This is a genomic window from Prauserella cavernicola (assembly GCF_016595675.1).
GTDB classification, from domain to species: Bacteria; Actinomycetota; Actinomycetes; order Mycobacteriales; family Pseudonocardiaceae; genus Prauserella_A; species Prauserella_A cavernicola.
Genome location: NZ_JAENJH010000008.1, coordinates 211122 through 226869, shown reverse-complemented (window position 1 = coordinate 226869; position 15748 = coordinate 211122). Strand labels below are relative to the sequence as shown.

Sequence of the window (15748 nt, the reverse complement as noted above, 5' to 3'; positions counted from 1 at the left end):
CTCTGGGTCAGCGTCTGCTGAGGAATCGGCGCTTGATCCCGGTGGCGCGGGGAGCCGCGATCTTCTGTGACCGCGTGACCTCGTCGCGCAGGTACTCCCAGATCGTGAAGACCATGTCGCCGTACTCGGGAGCGTGCCGCAGGCCCAGGACGTCGCGCGGGCGCTCGAAGGGCACGTCGACGAACGTCTTGGCCGTGCCCGGTCGCGCGGTCATGACCATGATCCGGTCGCCGAGCGTGACCGCTTCGTCGACGCTGTGCGTGATGTAGACGACCGTCTTGCGGTTCTCCTCCCACACCCGCAACAGCTCTTCCTGCAGCAGGGTCTTGTTCTGCTCGTCCAGCGCGGAGAACGGCTCGTCCATGAGCAGGACCTCGGGATCGTTCGCGAACGCGCGGGCGATGGAGACTCGTTGCCGCATGCCGCCGGACAGCTGATGGGGGTAGGCGTCGGCGAACTGGCTGAGGCCGGTCTTGTCGAGATAGTGGCCGACCGTGTCGCGGAACTGGCCCGCGGGAATGTCGATCTGGATCTTGTCCAGTGCGACGACATCCTGTTTGCGCCCGTGGAAGACACGGCTGAGGTCGTTGATCGCGATCTTGGCCGGAGCGATGGCGGTCTCGGATCCGCCCTCGGCCGCGGGGGTGTCGATGGTTGTCATCTCACGTCTCCTTGCTGGGGTGTGTGCGCTCAGGGCCGCGACCACGGCATGAGTAGGCGAGCGACTTCCTTGATGAGCAGGGCGACCACGAATCCGATCACGGCGCTGCAGGACAACATTCTGACCTGCTACCGCGATACCGCGGCCGCTCAGGTGATCCGGAACAACGGCGGCGCCGACGGCAAGTACGGCACCGCGACCGAGCGAGCCGTCAGGGCACTCCAGGAGCACCAGATGGGCTTCAAGGGGTCGGAGATCGACGGCGTCCACGGGCTGAAGACCCGCAAGGCCATGACGTGGCACCTGCACGCCCAGGCCGGCTACCCCCTGTACCGGTGCAAGAACCCGAACCAGGTGTGACGCTGACAGAAACGGTGACGGCCGCCCGCGTGGGAATCACGCGGGCGGTGCCGAGCCCCGTCGCCTTCTGGCTAGTAGTGCACCGCGCCCCTGTTGCCGCCTCCTACGCCGACCGCATCGCCGGTCACCCCGACCGCTCGGGGGGAGCAGAGGAAGACGATGACGTCCGCGACTTCGGCCGCGGTGACAAGGCGGCGCAAGCTCGTCGTCGCGCCGAGGCCGGCACGAACCTCCTCCTCGGTGAGCCCCGTGCTCGCGGCCCGGTCGGCGACGAGCTTCGGGGTGCGTTCGGTGTCCACCATTCCGGGGTGCACGACCGTGACACCGACGCCGTGAGGGCCGAGCTCGTCGGCGAGATTGGCGGTGAGGGCGGCGACGGCGACGTTTCGGACGGTGCCGGAGATGGAGCCGGTGCGGCGGGTGTTGAGGCCCGAGATGTTGACGATCCTGCCCCCGCCCTGCGCGATCATGTGCGGGGCGACAGCGCGGGCACACCGGAGGTACCCCATCACCTTGGTGTCGAAATCCGTCAGCACCGCGTCGTCTGTGAGATCCGCGAGGGCTGGGGGAGCGGCGGCGAACGAGGGTTGGGCGGCGGCGTTGACCAGCACGTCGACCCCACCCCACGCGGCCTGGACCTTGTCGACCATCGCTCGTACGGAGGTGTCGTCGGTGGTGTCGGCGGGGATCGCGAGCACGTCGGCCTCGCCGTCACGGATGCTCTCCGCGGCGACCTCGAGCCGCTGCTCGTCGCGGGCTGTGAGCGCCACCCTCGCGCCCTCTGCCACGAGACCGCGGGCGACAGCGAGTCCGATTCCGCGCGAGCCACCGGTCACGATCGCGCGCGCACCGTTCAGATGCAATTCCATGGCTGGAGTCCTTCCTAGTGAAACTGCGGCGCGGTCCTGATCGCCGCGGTGGTCGACGCGATGGCCGACTCCCGCGCGCCGCGCAGGTTGGCCAGAATTCGCTCGACGGCCGCCGGGACGTCGTCAGTGCATCTGTCGACCAGGCCGTGTGCCACGGCCTCGTCGGCGTTCCATCGCTCGCTTCCGTACAGCAGCAGCCCGGCCGGACCAGGCCCGACGATCTGCGCCAGTCGCCGCACGAAGACCGGCTCGTAGGCGAATCCGTGCTTGAGCGCGGGAATTCCGAACTGTGAAGCCGGAGAACACAGGCGAACGTCACAGGCGAGCGCAAGGCTGCAACCCGCGCCGAAGCACGGTCCGTCGATCTCCGCGACCTTTGGTGGGGTCAGTTCCATCAGCGCGACGACAGCCTCTTCGGCGAAATCCCGGTACTCCTCGACCCGGTCCTGGTCCGGGTCCCTCATCTCGGCCAGGTCCGCGCCGGCCGAGAAACTCCCGCCGACGCCCCGCAGGACAACGGCCGAGATGCCGGAGGTCTCGTCGATCGTCCTGATGTGCCGGCGGAGGCTGTGCCACATGTCCGCTGACATGGCGTTGCGTTTCTCAGGTCTGTTGATGGTGAGCCGGGCCACGCGATCAACGACGTCGAGCCGTAGCAGGTCTGTCATGCCGGGTCTGCCTCCGAGTCCGCAGCCGAAGTTTTCCCCGCCGCGGAGCCGACCACCTGGTCTCGCAGCAGTGCCCGAATCTCCTGATCGCCGATTCCCACCTCGCTCAGCAGCGCGACCGTGTCCTGCCCGATGGCGGGTGCGTTCCGTTGTGCGCGCGGGGCGCCGTCGGCGATGAGCGGTGTGTTCACGATGCGGCGGTGCCCGAACCGCTCGACGTCGCTCGGGAACATTCCCCGAGCGGCGTACTGGGAGTCGTTCAGCATCTGCGGGATGGTGTTGACGGGCCCGCACGGGACCCCGGCTTCGCGGAGCAGGTCGATCCACGTGTCCCGCGGTGCCGTGCTGAACCGGGATTGGAGCAGCTCGGCGAGCTGCTCGCGGTTGACGAAGCGGTCGTATTCGCGCTCGAAGCGCACGTCCCCGGAAAGGTCGATGTCCAGGACGGCGCAGAAGGTCCTCCAGGAACGTTCCGTCACACCGATCACGAGCATGTCGCCGTCACCACAGGTGAACGCCTCGTACGGCGCGACGAGCCGGTGCGCGGTACCGAGTGGCGCCGGCGCTTGCCCGGTTCCCACGGAGTCGGCCACCTCCCACAAGGACCACCCGGCGATCGTGTCCGCGAGCGACACGTCGATGTGGGAGCCGCCGAGGCCGGCGCGGGCTCGCATCAACGCGGCCAGCACACCGATCGCACCCCACATCCCGGTGCCCAGGTCGCCGATGGGGTAGCCCGCCTTCGCCAGGTCTCCGCCCGCGCTTCCCGTGACGCTCAGCAGCCCTCCGTACGCCTGTGCGACCAGGTCGATGCCCTTCGCGTCCCGCATCGGCCCGAACTGCCCGAAGCCCGAGATCGAGCAGTACACCAGGTTCGGGCAGTCCTCCTTGAGGTCGTCGTAGGACAGACCTTGCCGCGCGAGTGCGTCGACCCGGAAGTTCTCGACGAGTACGTCCGACCGCATCGCCAGCGCTGTGACGACCTCCCGCCCCCGGTCGCTCTTGATGTCGACAGCGAGGCTGCGCTTGTTGCGGTGGATCAGGTCGAACGGGAGGGGTTGCTGTTCCGGCCCCACCAGGCGGCGCCGAAGCGAATCGCCGTCCACCGGTTCCACCTTGATGACCTCGGCGCCGAGGTCGGACAGGATCGTCGTGCAATAGGGGCCCGCCAGGGCGCCGGTGATGTCCAGTACACGTACGCCGTCGAGAAAGTGCTGCCCTGTCGGCAGTCCGCGTGCCCCGCTCGCGTCAGACATGCGCTCGCTCCAAGGCCTTCTTCAGCACGGCGACTTCCTCAGCCAGCTCCCGCCGGCTCACCGCCGCGTCCCGTGCCGCGGCGGAGCCGTGATAGGTCCCGGGAAAGAGATGCAGTTCGACGGGGACTCCGGCGGTCAGGAGCGATCGCGCGTAGTCGATCGCCTCATCGCGCAAAGGGTCGAACTCCGCGACGGACACATATGTCGGCGGAAGTCGCGTCAGATCGGAGGCCCGAGCGGGAGCCGCGTACGGCGAGACCGCGTTGCCGCTCCCGATGTGCCCGAGGTAGGCCGCCCAGCAGATCTCCACGTCCCGCCGGTTCAGCGCGGGAGTGTCCGTGAATCGTGTGCTGCTCTCGGTCGCGAGCCGGTCGTCCAGCACCGGCGATTTGAGGAACTGGAACAAGATCGGTGGCCCCTTCCGATCGCGGGCCAGCAGCGCGGTCGAGGCCGCGATGGCGCCACCGGCGCTCACGCCGTGAAGGACGACGAGTGCCGGGTCGATATCCAGCTCGCCCGCCCGTTCGCGCAGCCAGGAGAGTCCACTGTAGACATCCTCGACCGGAGTGGGAAAGGGCCACTCCGGGGCCAGTCGATAGCCGACGGAGACGACGACCGAGCCGACTTCGCGCGCGATCTCGACGTTGCGAAGGTGACTCATCTCGAGATCGCCCACGATGAAGCCGCCGCCATGAACGTGGTAGATGACGCCCCTGTTCGTGCGGCGGTGTGGCCGGTACAGCCGCAGCTCGACAGTCTGCCCGTCGCTGCTCGTGCAGGAGTGGTCTTCTGTGGTCACACCGTCGTCGGCCGAGTCGTACCGGCCGGAATCGACGACACGAGCCGACATGATCTTGCGGGCTTGCGCGACGTCGGTGCGATCGACCACGGGTAGGTTCGCGATCGATGTCGCCAGCTCGTCGTCTAGCTGATAACTGCCCAATTTTTCCCTCACTTCGGTGAGTGCCGGCTAACGATTCCGCAGGTCCGCCGAGATGAACGACTTCAGCAGCCCTGGGTCCTCGATCCAGATCTGGCGCCGAGAGCGGCGAATCGCACCGGTGTCACTCAGCTTCTTGAGAGCCCGGGCGACCACTTCTCGCACTGATCCGATCGCGTGGGCGAGCTCTGTCTGATCCGTCTGGACGAGCAGCCCGTTGATCGTGGGCGTGGCCATCTCGAGTAGATGTCTGCTCACTCTCTGTTGCACGGAGCCGAAGAGGTTGTCCTCGAGGTATGCCACGGATTCGTAGGTGGACTCCGCCAGATACACGGCGACCGCATAACAGAGGTTCGCGCTGGTCTGCATGAGGCGCCGGAAGGTGTTCGGGTTCAGCACCGAGACCTCGCACGACGTGACGGCCTCGAGCGACGAAGGCGCACCGTGCGTCAGCATCGCCGGAACGGCGGTGATGTGACCGGCCGTCAGGTACCGGGTCGTGACCTCCCGGCCGTCCCAGGCGGTGATCTTCGCCCTGACGCGCCCCGTGTGAATGAGAGCGACCAGGTAGTCCCCCTCGTCCGCCCTGCAGATGAACGCGCCGGCGGGATACGACACGACTCGGCTGTCCCCGAGGAGCGCGTCTCGGATCTCCGGATCCTGCTGGCACAGGAAGCTCTGGGACCACGCCTCCAATGCGGCTGCCGAGATGCCGTTGTCGTGGTGATTCACGTCAGCGCTCGCCTCGTCTCTGAAGCTCGGTGTCGCGTGCGGCGAGGCCGCTACTCGGTGGGGGAATCAGCGTGTTCGAGTCCGAATTGCGAGGACGCCTTCGACCTCGGATCGCGCGTGGGCCAGGTTCCCGATTCCACACTACGAAGGAATCGGCGGGTGATCTCGTTGAACTGCCGCGGGTTTTCGAGGTTCGGGACGTGTCCGCTGTTGGGCAGTACGTACATCCCGCACGAGGGCACCGTTCGTTTGAGCATCAGCCCGGTGGACAGGCACGCCTCGTCCTCGTCGCCGTTGACGACGAGCAGAGGGACCGAGAGGCTCGCGAGTTCGCCGCGCAGGTCGTGCAGCGACGGCCGTCGGCCCTGGATCTCGAGGATCGTGAGCGCCAGCCCCTCCGCGGAATGCTCGGAGAACTGGTCGATCATGTCGTGCCAGGCCGGCTCGTTGTGCAGCTTGAGCTGTACCCGGCCGGGTCCCTCGCCCATGCTGCGTCCGACAAAAGCCGGTCCGTGGGAGCGGAGCCGGTCGGCGACGAGCCTTGTCTCGTCCAGGTAGGCGGACCGCGTGGCGGGGTCGGAACCGGATCCGACGCTGACGGCCATGACCGATCGTATCCGGCCGGGGTGGCGGAGTCCCAGCTGAACAGCCGTGTACCCGCCCATCGACAGTCCGACCACGTGGGCGGTGCCGATCTCGAGCGCGTCCAGCACGGTGACCGCATCGTCCACGGCTCGCTGCCAGGAGTAGGCGGAGGGAGCGGTCGGCACAGCGGAGGGCGGGTAGCCGCGCGCCGCGTAGGTGATGCACCGGTGGTCGTCCTTGAGCTCGGCGACCTGCCGGGACCAACTTCGGTGGTCGCCGGCGTACTCGTGGAGGAAGAGCACGGGCGGCCCGTTTCCGGTGTCGGTCACGTGCAGGCGAATACCGTCGGCGGTGTCGACGAGCGGGTACGTCGTCATGTCTCCTCCTCGCTGCCCGGGTCCAGCTTTCCCGCTGCCAGGCCTCGCTGCGACTGGCGCCATTCTGTCCAACCTCGGCGATCGCGTCTGTGACTCGCGTCCGCTGGGTGTGGTGTTCGCGCGAACCGTGAGTCAGCGGTAGGTCCGGCACCAGCTCGGCGGGCCGAAATCGCCGGATCCAGGTCACAGTCTTTCGTTGCCGTCAGGAGCCAGACTCTGAGCCGGCCGGAGGCGACGGGGTTGAACGGCAGCGCCGTGGCAGCGAGGAAGGGGCCGGCTGACAATGCCCGATTCCGGGGCCGACGTCGCGCCTTTCGACCGCACCCGAGACAGGACAGGAGCTTTCCCGATGGAGTACTGGCACTTCAGCGAGTGCGCATACCCGGATCTGCCGGATCCGGAAACCTACGACTCGGTGCGCGTCACCCTGCCGAACGGCGTCATCGACCCCGCGCGTGCCGCCGGGCTGTGGGACCGCTACATCCGTGAGTGGCAGGTCGCGGACGAATGCGGCCTGAACGTGATGGTGAACGAGCATCACCAGACCGCGACGTGCATGAACTCGGCGGCCCCGTTGATCGCGGGAGTGCTGGCGCGCGTCACGACGAAGGCGCGGATCCTGATCCTGGGCAACCCGGTCGCCAACCGCGACGACCCCGTACGGATCGCCGAGGAGATGGCGCTGGTCGATCTCCTCAGCCACGGCCGGCTGGACGTCGGCTTCGTTCGCGGAGTCCAGTACGAGGTGAGTGCGACCAACACCAAGCCGGTCCGCATGACCGAGCGGATGTGGGAGGCGATCGAGCTCATCACCCGCGCCATGACGACGCACGACGGGCCGTTCAACTGGGAGGGTGAGTTCTTTCATCATCGCCAGGTGAACATCTGGCCGCGTGCCTATCAGCAGCCGATGCCGCCAGTCTGGATCGCGACCGGTACCCCGGCCAGTGCGATTCCGGTCGCTGACCGCGGCTACAAGATCGCGACGTTCCTCGGCGGCACGAATGCCGCGCGCAAGCTCTTCCAGACCTATCGAGACCGGCTTGCCGACACCGGCAAGCCCGCCGCCGGCGACGACATGTTCGGCTACGCGGCCCTGTCCTACACCGGAAAGACCGACGCCGAAGGTCTGGAAGGTGCCCGCAAGCTGTTGTGGTACCTCAAGAGCAACAAGGTGTCGAAGCCGTTCACCTACCCACCGGGGTACATGCCGTACTTCGTGCGTGCGGCTGCCCTGCGCGGGCCGCAGGCGTCGGGTTCGGGTGCGCCCGCGTTGTCGCCGATCCCGGACCTGACCACGATGTCCGTGGAGGACCTCATCGATCGGGGCATTCTCTTCGCGGGCAGTCCCTCGACGGTCACGGCGCAGATCGAGCGCTTCTACAACGAGGTGGGGGGCGTCGGCCACCTCCTTCTCATGGGCCAGGCGGGTCACATGGGGCACGACGAGGCAGTGCGAGGCATCGAGCGTTTCGCCGACAGTGTGGCGCCCGCTGTCCGCAAGGTGACCGATGGCGTCGCGGTCTGAGCCGGACATCCCAGCGACAGAGCCACGCAACCAGGGAGACGAGAGCATGGAGTCGACAGCGGGTCGCTTGACCGGGAAGACGGCACTGGTCACGGGTGCCGCCGGGGGGATCGGGGCGGCGACGGCGGAGCTCTTCGCCCGCGAAGGCGCGAGGGTCGTCGTCGCTGATGTCAACAAGGACGGTGCCGCCGCGACGGCGGATCGGATCCGCGACGACGGTGGTATCGCCGCGCCGTTCGCCGCGGACGTCTCGGACGAGACTCAGGTGGCGGGCCTCGTCACCTTCGCCGTGGAGGAGTTCGGAGGCCTGGATGTGCTCCAGAACTATGCCTCCAACCGAGGCGTCGTGCCCGAGGACGTCTCCGTCGCGGACGCCGACCTGTCGGTCTGGACCGCGCAGCTGAGTGTGGATCTCCTGGGGTGCGTCCTGACGTCCAAGTACGCCCTGCCGCACATGCTCGAGGCCGGCGGAGGCGCCATCACCAATTCCTCGTCGCTGGCGGGCTGGCTGTCGCTGGGATCGCGCCCCGCGTACGCGACCGCGAAGGCAGGGGTGGTCGGGTTCTCGAAGACTCTCGCGACCCAGTACGGCAAGCAGGGGATCCGCTGCAACGTCATCGCCCCTGGGTACATCGCGACGCCGGCGACCGAGCAGATGTACGACGAGAAACAGACACAGGTGCTGTTCGACCACGTGTCCGCTCCGCGCCTTGGGCGACCCGACGATGTCGCCCTCGCAGCGCTGTTCCTGGCCTCGCCGGAGTCAGCGTTCATCAATGGACACGTGCTGGTCGTCGACGGCGGGATGTCGGCCTACGCGCCCATGCTCCCGTCGCTGCGCCGATTGGCGGACGAACAGTAGGCGCCGAGTACCGCGCGCGTTCCACTGTGGACTATCCGGCGGACCGCGGCAGGTAGCCGGATCCAGGTCACAGTCTTCGGCGCGGTGAGCGGCCACAATGGAGGCCTGGCGGAGGCGTTCGGAGGCGTTGTTCCGACGCTCGATCTTGTGACTACGGAGGAAGGGGACGATCCCATGATGCCCGATTCCGAGGGCGTGTCGGCGGCTGTCGCTGAGCTTCGCGCTGGCCGGCTGGTGATCGTCGTGGACGACGCCGACCGCGAGAACGAGGCGGACCTTGTCGTCGCCGCGACGGATGTGCGACCTGAGCAGATCGCGTTCATGTCCCGGCACACCACCGGAATCCTGTGTGTTCCGATGCCGGGGGAGCGGCTCGACCTCCTCGAGATCGGCTTGATGGTGGGTGACAACAGCGATCCGCATCGAACCGCGTTCACCGTCAGCGTCGATCACGTGGGCGTCTCGACGGGGGTGAGCGCAGCCGACCGTTGCGCGACCGCGAACGCACTCGCCGATCCGGAGGCCACTGCCGAGCACTTCACCCGCCCCGGCCACATGTTCCCGCTGCGCGCCCGCGAGGGCGGAGTACTCAAACGCGCGGGGCACACCGAGGCCGCCGTCGACCTGCTCACGCTGGCGGACAGGGCTCCCGTCGCCGTGATCTCGGAGCTGATCAACGACGACGGAACGATGCTGCGCGGCGGGCAGATCGACGCCTTCGCCGCGGCTCACGGGCTGGCGGTCGTCACCGTCGCCGAGCTGGTCCGGTACCGGCGTCGCCACGACCGGCTGGTGACGCGCAGCGGCAGCGCCACGCTGCCCACGGCACACGGCGAGTTCCAGGCCGTCGCCTACCAGGGCAGGCTCGACGGCGCCGAGCACTTGGCGCTCGTCCTGGGCGACCCCACCGACTCGCCGCCGGACGGCCTGCTGGTCCGGGTGCACAGCGAGTGCCTGACGGGCGACCTGTTCGGCTCCCGTCGCTGCGACTGCGGCGACCAGCTCGCCGGCTCCCTCGACGCGATCAGTCAGGAGGGCCGGGGCGTACTGATCTACCTGCGCGGCCAGGAGGGCCGCGGCATCGGGCTGGGGCACAAGCTCCGGGCGTACGCACTGCAGGATCGGGGCCACGACACCGTCGACGCCAACCTCGCCCTCGGTCTGCCGGTCGACTCCCGTGAGTACGGGATCGGCGCACAGATGCTCAGCGATCTGGGAGTGAGCCGGATGCGGTTGATCACGAACAATCCCGCCAAGTACGGGGGTCTCGAGGGCTACGACATCGAGATCACCGAGCGCCATTCGCTGCCGACGACCGTCACCGCCCACAACGTCGAATACCTTCGCGCCAAGCGCGATCGGCTCGGGCACCACATCACGGTCCCGCTTCCCGGCGACGCAGTGAGTGCGTGAGCGACATGCTGGTCTATCTGCCCGACGGAGGGCGAGGGCTGCCGCAGCTGCGCGCGGCCGAGGACCTGGGCGGGCTGTCCGTGCGCACCGAGGCGAGCTCACCCGACGGGGAGATCCTGTCGCGGACGCTGCGTGCCGCCGGTGCGGGGGAGGTCGTCGGTGATCATGCCTGGCTCGACATCTCCTGGTTGCGGGCCGCTGCCGGTGAACGCGACGCCGACTGGCACGGCGGGTTCGCGGCCATGCTCGACTACGCAAGGGCTCGTGGCTGGCTCAGCGCCGACGGCCGTCGAGTTCGTGCCCATGTCGACCGGGGCCGGCGGCCCGACGGCATCTCCAGCGAGTGCTATCGGGACGTGCTCGGTCATTTCGTCACCGGAGTGACGGTCGTGACGGCGATGCACACCGACGGGCCGGTCGGATTCACGTGCCAGTCGTTCGGCGCGCTCTCACTGGATCCCCCACTCGTCCTTCTGTGCCCCGGCAAGACCTCGACGTCGTGGCCGAAGGTCGCGGCGAGCGGTCGGTTCGGGGTGAACGTGCTGGCGCACGACCAGCTCGCGGTGGCTCGCGGATTCGCCGTGAGCGGGGGCGACAAGTTCGCGGGCGTGGGCTGGGAGGCCGGGCGGTTCAGCGGCGCACCGATGCTGTCCGGCACGCTCGCGTGGCTGGAATGCGGCCTGGAGTCCGTACAGGAGGCCGGGGACCACTGGATCGTCGTCGCCCGGGTCCTCGACCTCGCCGCGGTCGCGGACCGGGAGCCGCTGACGTTCTTCCGTGGCGCACTGGCCGGTATGGCCACGGTCCTCGAGCGGCTGAGCTGAGCAAGGAGAGAGCACATGAGCGTTGCGGGAAAGACTGCGATCGTCACCGGCGCCAGCCGTGGGATCGGCCTCGCGATCGCCGAGCGGCTGGTCGCGGACGGGGCGCGGGTGGTGATCACCGCGCGCAAGAAGGAGGAACTCGACGCGGCCGTGGTTCATCTCGGTGGCCCTGAGGTGGCGCTCGCCATCGCGGGCAAGGCCGACGACACCGAGCATCAGGCCGAGACGGTCCGCCGGGCCATCGAGAGGTTCGGCAGCGTCGACCTGCTGGTGAACAACGCCGGCATCAATCCGTCCTACGGCCCGATGATCGAGCTGGACCTCGGGGCGGCCCGCAAGATCGCCGAGGTCAACTGCATCGCGGCGCTGTCGTGGCTACAGCAGGCCCACCGGTCCTGGATGCGCGAGCACGGCGGCGTGGTCGTCAACGTCGCGTCCCACTCGGCGATCACCTCCGAGCCTGGAGTGGGGTTCTACGGCGCCAGCAAGGCCATGCTCGTCGCGATCACCAAGCAGCTGGCCGTCGAGCTGGGCCCGGACATCCGGGTCAACGCCGTCGCACCGGCGGTGGTGAAGACCAGGTTCTCGGCGGCGCTGTACGAGGGCCGCGAGGCGCAGGTGGCCGAGGCGTACCCGCTCAAGCGCCTGGGAGAACCCGAGGACGTCGGCAGTGCGGTCGCGTTCCTGCTGTCCGCGGACGCATCCCTGATCACCGGCCAGCTGCTGGTCGTCGACGGCGGCGTGACCCTGAGCGGGGTGAGCGGATGACGGTCGCGGGCCAGGGCGTCGTCGTCACCGGCGCGGCGGGCGGGATCGGCAAGGCGCTCGCGGCGCGGCTGGCGGACGGGGGAGCGCGCGTCGTGGTGAACGACCTGGACCCCGCCCGGACGCAGGCGGCGGCCGCCGAGATCGGCGTATACGCCGTCGCTGGTGATGCCGCCTCCGAGGCCGGTGTCTCCGCGCTGGTGTCGGCCGCACGCGACCACCTCGGGCACATCGACGCCTGGTTCGCGAACGCGGGGGTCGTTCGCGGCGCCGGCCTCGACGCGAGCGAGACCGAGTGGGCGGCGAGCTGGGAGGTCAACACGATGGCGCACGTCCGCGCCGCCCGGCTGTTGGTTCCCGGCTGGCTGGAGCGCGGGGGTGGCCGGTTCGTGGTGACCGCCTCGGCCGCGGGGCTGCTGACCGCGCTCGGCACCGCGCCGTACTCGGTGACCAAGCACGGCGCGGTGGCGTTCGCCGAGTGGCTGTCCGCGACCTACCGGCACCGAGGAATCGTGGTGCAGGCGATCTGCCCGCAGGGCGTGCGGACCGACATGCTCGACGAGACCGGCCCGATGCGGACCGTCCTGGCCGGGGACGCGGTGACACCCGAAGACGTGGCGGAATTGACCTGGCACGCATTGCAGGACAACCGCTTCCTCATCCTCCCGCACCTCCAGATCGGCGACTACTACCGCCACCGGGCCACCGACACCGATCGCTGGCTCGGCGGGATGAACAAGCTGCAGCGACACCTCGAGAGCAATCCCGAAACGGAGAACTGATGGACCAACAGCGCATCGCGATCGTCACCGGCGCCGCCCGCGGAATCGGTGCGGCCACGGCGATCCGCCTGGCCGACGACGGCCATTCCGTTGCCGTACTTGACCTGGACGCAAGGAGCTGCGCGGACACGGTCGACGCCATCACCGCACGGGGCGGGACGGCGCTGGCGGTCGGCGCCGACGTCAGCGACGAGAGCTCGGTGGTCGCGGCGTTCGACGCGATCGTCGCCGGGCTCGGGGAGCCCACGATCCTGGTCAACAACGCCGGCATCCTTCGGGACAACCTGCTGTTCAAGATGTCCACAGCGGACTGGGACGGTGTGCTGGGTGTCCACCTGCGCGGAGCGTTTCTCATGAGCCGGGCCGCGCAGGGCCACATGACCAAGAACGGGTTCGGGCGGATCGTGCACCTGTCGAGCACGTCGGCACTGGGCAACCGCGGCCAGGCGAACTACTCGGCGGCCAAGGCCGGTCTGCAGGGCCTCACGAAGACGCTGGCCATCGAGCTGGGCAAGTTCGGTGTCACCGTGAACGCGGTGGCGCCGGGATTCATCCGGACCGACATGACGGCGGCCACCGCCGACCGGATCGGTGTCGCGTTCGAGGACTTCATCGCGGGTGCGGCCGCGCAGATCCCGGTCGCGCGGGTGGGCGAGCCCGAGGACGTCGCCCACACGGTGTCGTTCCTGGTCAGCGAGGGCGCCGGGTTCGTGTCCGGCCAGGTCGTCTACCTGGCCGGCGGCCCGACCGACTGAGGACATCCGACGATGAGCGATGTTTCTCCTGGCTTGGATCTGACGCGGTTGGCGGACTGGATGCCGACCGCGCTGCCCGGGATCGCCGGAGAGCAGCTGTCCGCACGTCTCATCGCGGGCGGCAGGTCGAACCTGACATACGAGATCGGCGACGGTGACCGCCGGTGGGTGCTGCGCAGGCCACCGCTCGGGCATGTTCCGGCACACGCCCACGACATGGGCCGCGAGTACCGGGTCATGTCGGCCCTCGCGGGCACCGGCGTTCCCGTGCCGGCCACCTACGCGCTGTGCACGGACGACTCCGTCCTCGGGGTGCCCTTCTACGTCATGGAGAAGGTCGAGGGGACCCCGTACCGGACCGCGGCGGAACTCACGCCACTCGGGCCGGACCGGGTCCGGACGATCTCGCTGCGGCTGGTCGACACCCTGGTCGCACTGCACGAGGTGGACCCCGCCGAGGTGGGCCTGGCTGACTTCGGCCGCGCCGAGGGATTCCTCGACAGGCAGGTCCGGCGCTGGAGCGCCCAGCTGGCGGCGTCCCGCGGTCGCGACCTCCCGGCGGCCGACGAACTGCGCGACCTCCTCGTGGCGAACGTCCCCGCGCAGTCCGCACCGGGCATCGTGCACGGGGACTATCGCCTCGACAACGTGCTCGTCGACTCGTCCGACCGGCCCGCGGCGATCATCGACTGGGAGATGGCCACCATCGGCGATCCGGTGACGGATCTCGCCCTGTTGATCATGTACCAGAAACTGGGGCGGCTCAGCGGCGGCGACGTCGTGTCCGACTCCGCGTCGGCGCCGGGACATCTCACCGAGGACGAGGTGCGGAGCCGGTACCGCTCGCGTGGCGGTCGCGACCCGGCGCACTGGGGATTCCACCTCGGCCTCGCCGCGTACAAACTCGCCGGGATCGTCGAGAGCCTCCACGCCCGCCACCTGAACGGCACGACGGTCGGTGCCGGGTTCGACCGGATCGGCGCACTGACCGAGCCCCTGCTGGAGCTCGGGTTGACAGCGCTCAGAGACCACTAAGGGACCACGTCTGATGGACTTCACGTACGACGCCCGCACCGAGGACCTGCGCGGGCGGCTCCTCGACTTCATGACCGACCACGTCTATCCGGCGGAGGCGGTGTTCGAAGAACAGCTGGCAGGACTGGAGAACCGCTGGGCCTGGGATTCGGCGCCCATCCTGACCGAGCTGCGGGAAGCAGCCCGACAGCAGGGATTGTGGAACCTGTTCCTGCCGAGCGAGCGCGGCGCAGGCCTGACCAACCAGCAGTACGCGCCGCTGGCGGAGATCACCGGCAGGAGCCCACACCTGGCGCCTGCCTCCCTGAACTGCGCCGCACCCGACACCGGCAACATGGAGCTGCTGGCGCAGTTCGGCACCGGCTCGCAGAAACAACAGTGGCTCGAACCCCTGCTGACCGGGCGCATCCGGTCGTCGTTCGCGATGACCGAGCCCGACGTCGCGTCCTCCGACGCCACCAACATCGCCACCCGCATCGAACGCGACGGCGACCACTACGTGATCAACGGCCGCAAGTGGTGGATCACCGGGGCCATGAACCCGAACGCCAGGATCTTCGTCGTCATGGGCAAGACCGACCCGGGCGCGGACCGTCACCGTCAGCAATCCATGATCCTGGTGCCGCGGGACACTCCCGGGGTGCGGGTCGTCCGGGGCATGCGCGTCTTCGGCTACGACGATCACGAGCACGGTGGCCATGCCGAACTGAGCTTCGACGACGCCCGCGTCCCGGCCACCAACCTCATCGGCGAGGAAGGGGACGGTTTCTCCATCGCCCAGGCCCGTCTCGGGCCGGGCCGCATCCACCATTGCATGCGGGCCATCGGCCTGGCCGAACGCGCACTCGAGCTGCTGTGCACCCGGGTGCGGGAGCGGGTCGCGTTCGGCAAGCCGCTGGCCGACCAGGGAGTCGTTCGCGACTGGATCGCGGAGTCCCGAGTCAGGATCGAACAGCTGCGGCTGCTGACCCTCAAGGCTGCCTGGCTCATGGACACACAGGGCAACCGGGCCGCACACACGGAGATCCAGGCCATCAAGATCGCCACGCCCAGCGTTGTCCAGTGGATCCTCGACAAGGCGATCCAGGCCCACGGCGGAGGTGGCCTGTCCCAGGACTTCCCACTCGCCTACGCCTATGCACTCGCCCGCATGCTGCGCTTCGTCGACGGACCGGACGAAGTCCACAAGGACGCCCTCGCGCGCAGGGAACTCCGCAGGTCCGGAGTGCCACGAACGTAGTCGTGGGCCCGCGACAAGTCGCCGGATCCAGGTCACAGTCTTTGCTGCCGTGAGGAGTCAGACTCTTGCCAGCCGGACGCGACGAGCACAACGGCT

17 protein-coding genes are annotated in these 15748 nt (G+C 68.7%); 10 read left to right on the top strand and 7 right to left on the bottom strand.

Annotated elements, in window-relative coordinates; all coding sequences use genetic code 11:
- Nucleotides 1-7: 7 nt before the first annotated feature.
- A complete protein-coding gene (locus JHE00_RS26755) occupies nt 8-661 on the bottom strand; it encodes an ABC transporter ATP-binding protein (protein ID WP_200323152.1) in 654 nt (217 codons plus the stop codon).
- 72 nt (nt 662-733) lie between these two features.
- On the opposite strand from JHE00_RS26755, the gene JHE00_RS26750 reads away from it, so the two are divergent.
- Nucleotides 734-1021 (top strand): peptidoglycan-binding domain-containing protein, encoded by a 288-nt coding sequence (locus tag JHE00_RS26750; RefSeq protein ID WP_200323150.1) that lies wholly within the window; start codon nt 734-736, stop codon nt 1019-1021.
- Between the two features lie 71 nt (nt 1022-1092).
- Here JHE00_RS26750 and JHE00_RS26745 read toward each other — a convergent pair whose 3' ends face one another.
- From JHE00_RS26745 to JHE00_RS26720, 6 genes are all read right to left on the bottom strand, one after another.
- A complete protein-coding gene (locus JHE00_RS26745) occupies nt 1093-1890 on the bottom strand; it encodes an SDR family NAD(P)-dependent oxidoreductase (RefSeq protein ID WP_200323149.1) in 798 nt (265 codons plus the stop codon).
- Between the two features lie 14 nt (nt 1891-1904).
- Nucleotides 1905-2522, bottom strand: coding sequence for an enoyl-CoA hydratase/isomerase family protein (locus tag JHE00_RS26740; RefSeq protein WP_307832129.1), 618 nt, complete (start codon nt 2520-2522; stop codon nt 1905-1907).
- Nucleotides 2523-2554: 32 nt separating this feature from the next.
- Nucleotides 2555-3814 carry a CaiB/BaiF CoA transferase family protein gene (locus tag JHE00_RS26735; RefSeq protein ID WP_230425009.1) on the bottom strand — a complete coding sequence of 420 codons (1260 nt, stop codon included), beginning with the start codon at nt 3812-3814 and terminating at the stop codon, nt 2555-2557.
- Nucleotides 3807-4664 carry an alpha/beta hydrolase gene (locus JHE00_RS26730; RefSeq protein ID WP_200323370.1) on the bottom strand — a complete coding sequence of 286 codons (858 nt, stop codon included), beginning with the start codon at nt 4662-4664 and terminating at the stop codon, nt 3807-3809. The genes JHE00_RS26735 and JHE00_RS26730 overlap by 8 nt, the downstream gene beginning before the upstream one ends.
- A gap of 120 nt (nt 4665-4784) precedes the next feature.
- The gene (locus JHE00_RS26725) at nt 4785-5486 is read right to left on the bottom strand and encodes a Crp/Fnr family transcriptional regulator (RefSeq protein WP_307832128.1); all 702 of its coding nucleotides are present in this window, start codon (nt 5484-5486) and stop codon (nt 4785-4787) included.
- A 50-nt stretch (nt 5487-5536) separates the two neighbouring features.
- On the bottom strand, nt 5537-6448 hold the full coding sequence (locus JHE00_RS26720; protein WP_200323145.1) for an alpha/beta fold hydrolase: 912 nt from the start codon (nt 6446-6448) through the stop codon (nt 5537-5539).
- A 349-nt stretch (nt 6449-6797) separates the two neighbouring features.
- Here JHE00_RS26720 and JHE00_RS26715 point away from each other — a divergent pair, with 349 nt between their 5' ends.
- The 9 genes from JHE00_RS26715 (at nt 6798) to JHE00_RS26675 (ending at nt 15652) form a co-directional block, all read left to right on the top strand.
- Nucleotides 6798-7976, top strand: a complete 1179-nt coding sequence (locus JHE00_RS26715) for an LLM class flavin-dependent oxidoreductase (RefSeq protein ID WP_200323143.1) — start codon at nt 6798-6800, stop codon at nt 7974-7976.
- 46 nt (nt 7977-8022) lie between these two features.
- A complete protein-coding gene (locus JHE00_RS26710; RefSeq protein WP_200323140.1) occupies nt 8023-8838 on the top strand; it encodes an SDR family NAD(P)-dependent oxidoreductase in 816 nt (271 codons plus the stop codon).
- Between the two features lie 174 nt (nt 8839-9012).
- On the top strand, nt 9013-10251 hold the full coding sequence (locus JHE00_RS26705; protein ID WP_307832127.1) for a bifunctional 3,4-dihydroxy-2-butanone-4-phosphate synthase/GTP cyclohydrolase II: 1239 nt from the start codon (nt 9013-9015) through the stop codon (nt 10249-10251).
- A 5-nt stretch (nt 10252-10256) separates the two neighbouring features.
- Complete coding sequence (locus JHE00_RS26700) at nt 10257-11075, top strand: flavin reductase family protein (protein ID WP_230425045.1); 819 nt, start codon at nt 10257-10259, stop codon at nt 11073-11075.
- 15 nt (nt 11076-11090) lie between these two features.
- A complete protein-coding gene (locus JHE00_RS26695) occupies nt 11091-11843 on the top strand; it encodes an SDR family oxidoreductase (RefSeq protein WP_200323138.1) in 753 nt (250 codons plus the stop codon).
- Complete coding sequence (locus JHE00_RS26690) at nt 11840-12622, top strand: SDR family oxidoreductase (RefSeq protein ID WP_200323136.1); 783 nt, start codon at nt 11840-11842, stop codon at nt 12620-12622. The genes JHE00_RS26695 and JHE00_RS26690 overlap by 4 nt, the downstream gene beginning before the upstream one ends.
- Nucleotides 12622-13377, top strand: coding sequence for an SDR family oxidoreductase (locus JHE00_RS26685; RefSeq protein ID WP_200323134.1), 756 nt, complete (start codon nt 12622-12624; stop codon nt 13375-13377). Before JHE00_RS26690 ends, JHE00_RS26685 begins: the two co-directional genes overlap by 1 nt.
- Before the next feature lie 12 nt (nt 13378-13389).
- Nucleotides 13390-14412, top strand: coding sequence for a phosphotransferase family protein (locus JHE00_RS26680; RefSeq protein WP_200323132.1), 1023 nt, complete (start codon nt 13390-13392; stop codon nt 14410-14412).
- 13 nt (nt 14413-14425) lie between these two features.
- Nucleotides 14426-15652 carry an acyl-CoA dehydrogenase family protein gene (locus JHE00_RS26675; RefSeq protein WP_200323130.1) on the top strand — a complete coding sequence of 409 codons (1227 nt, stop codon included), beginning with the start codon at nt 14426-14428 and terminating at the stop codon, nt 15650-15652.
- Nucleotides 15653-15748: the final 96 nt, after the last annotated feature.

Bases quoted from the DNA above. Each gene is read 5' to 3' on its own strand.
- JHE00_RS26715 (WP_200323143.1), top strand. From the start codon at position 6,798: ATGGAGTACTGGCACTTCAGCGAGTGCGCATACCCGGATCTGCCGGAT.
- JHE00_RS26710 (WP_200323140.1), top strand. From the start codon at position 8,023: ATGGAGTCGACAGCGGGTCGCTTGACCGGGAAGACGGCACTGGTCACG.
- JHE00_RS26735 (WP_230425009.1), bottom strand. From the start codon at position 3,814: ATGTCTGACGCGAGCGGGGCACGCGGACTGCCGACAGGGCAGCACTTT.
- JHE00_RS26730 (WP_200323370.1), bottom strand. From the start codon at position 4,664: ATGTCGGCTCGTGTCGTCGATTCCGGCCGGTACGACTCGGCCGACGAC.
- JHE00_RS26750 (WP_200323150.1), top strand. From the start codon at position 734: ATGAGCAGGGCGACCACGAATCCGATCACGGCGCTGCAGGACAACATT.
- JHE00_RS26695 (WP_200323138.1), top strand. From the start codon at position 11,091: ATGAGCGTTGCGGGAAAGACTGCGATCGTCACCGGCGCCAGCCGTGGG.
- JHE00_RS26690 (WP_200323136.1), top strand. From the start codon at position 11,840: ATGACGGTCGCGGGCCAGGGCGTCGTCGTCACCGGCGCGGCGGGCGGG.
- JHE00_RS26755 (WP_200323152.1), bottom strand. From the start codon at position 661: ATGACAACCATCGACACCCCCGCGGCCGAGGGCGGATCCGAGACCGCC.
- JHE00_RS26705 (WP_307832127.1), top strand. From the start codon at position 9,013: ATGATGCCCGATTCCGAGGGCGTGTCGGCGGCTGTCGCTGAGCTTCGC.
- JHE00_RS26720 (WP_200323145.1), bottom strand. From the start codon at position 6,448: ATGACGACGTACCCGCTCGTCGACACCGCCGACGGTATTCGCCTGCAC.
- JHE00_RS26745 (WP_200323149.1), bottom strand. From the start codon at position 1,890: ATGGAATTGCATCTGAACGGTGCGCGCGCGATCGTGACCGGTGGCTCG.
- JHE00_RS26680 (WP_200323132.1), top strand. From the start codon at position 13,390: ATGAGCGATGTTTCTCCTGGCTTGGATCTGACGCGGTTGGCGGACTGG.
- JHE00_RS26700 (WP_230425045.1), top strand. From the start codon at position 10,257: ATGCTGGTCTATCTGCCCGACGGAGGGCGAGGGCTGCCGCAGCTGCGC.
- JHE00_RS26685 (WP_200323134.1), top strand. From the start codon at position 12,622: ATGGACCAACAGCGCATCGCGATCGTCACCGGCGCCGCCCGCGGAATC.
- JHE00_RS26675 (WP_200323130.1), top strand. From the start codon at position 14,426: ATGGACTTCACGTACGACGCCCGCACCGAGGACCTGCGCGGGCGGCTC.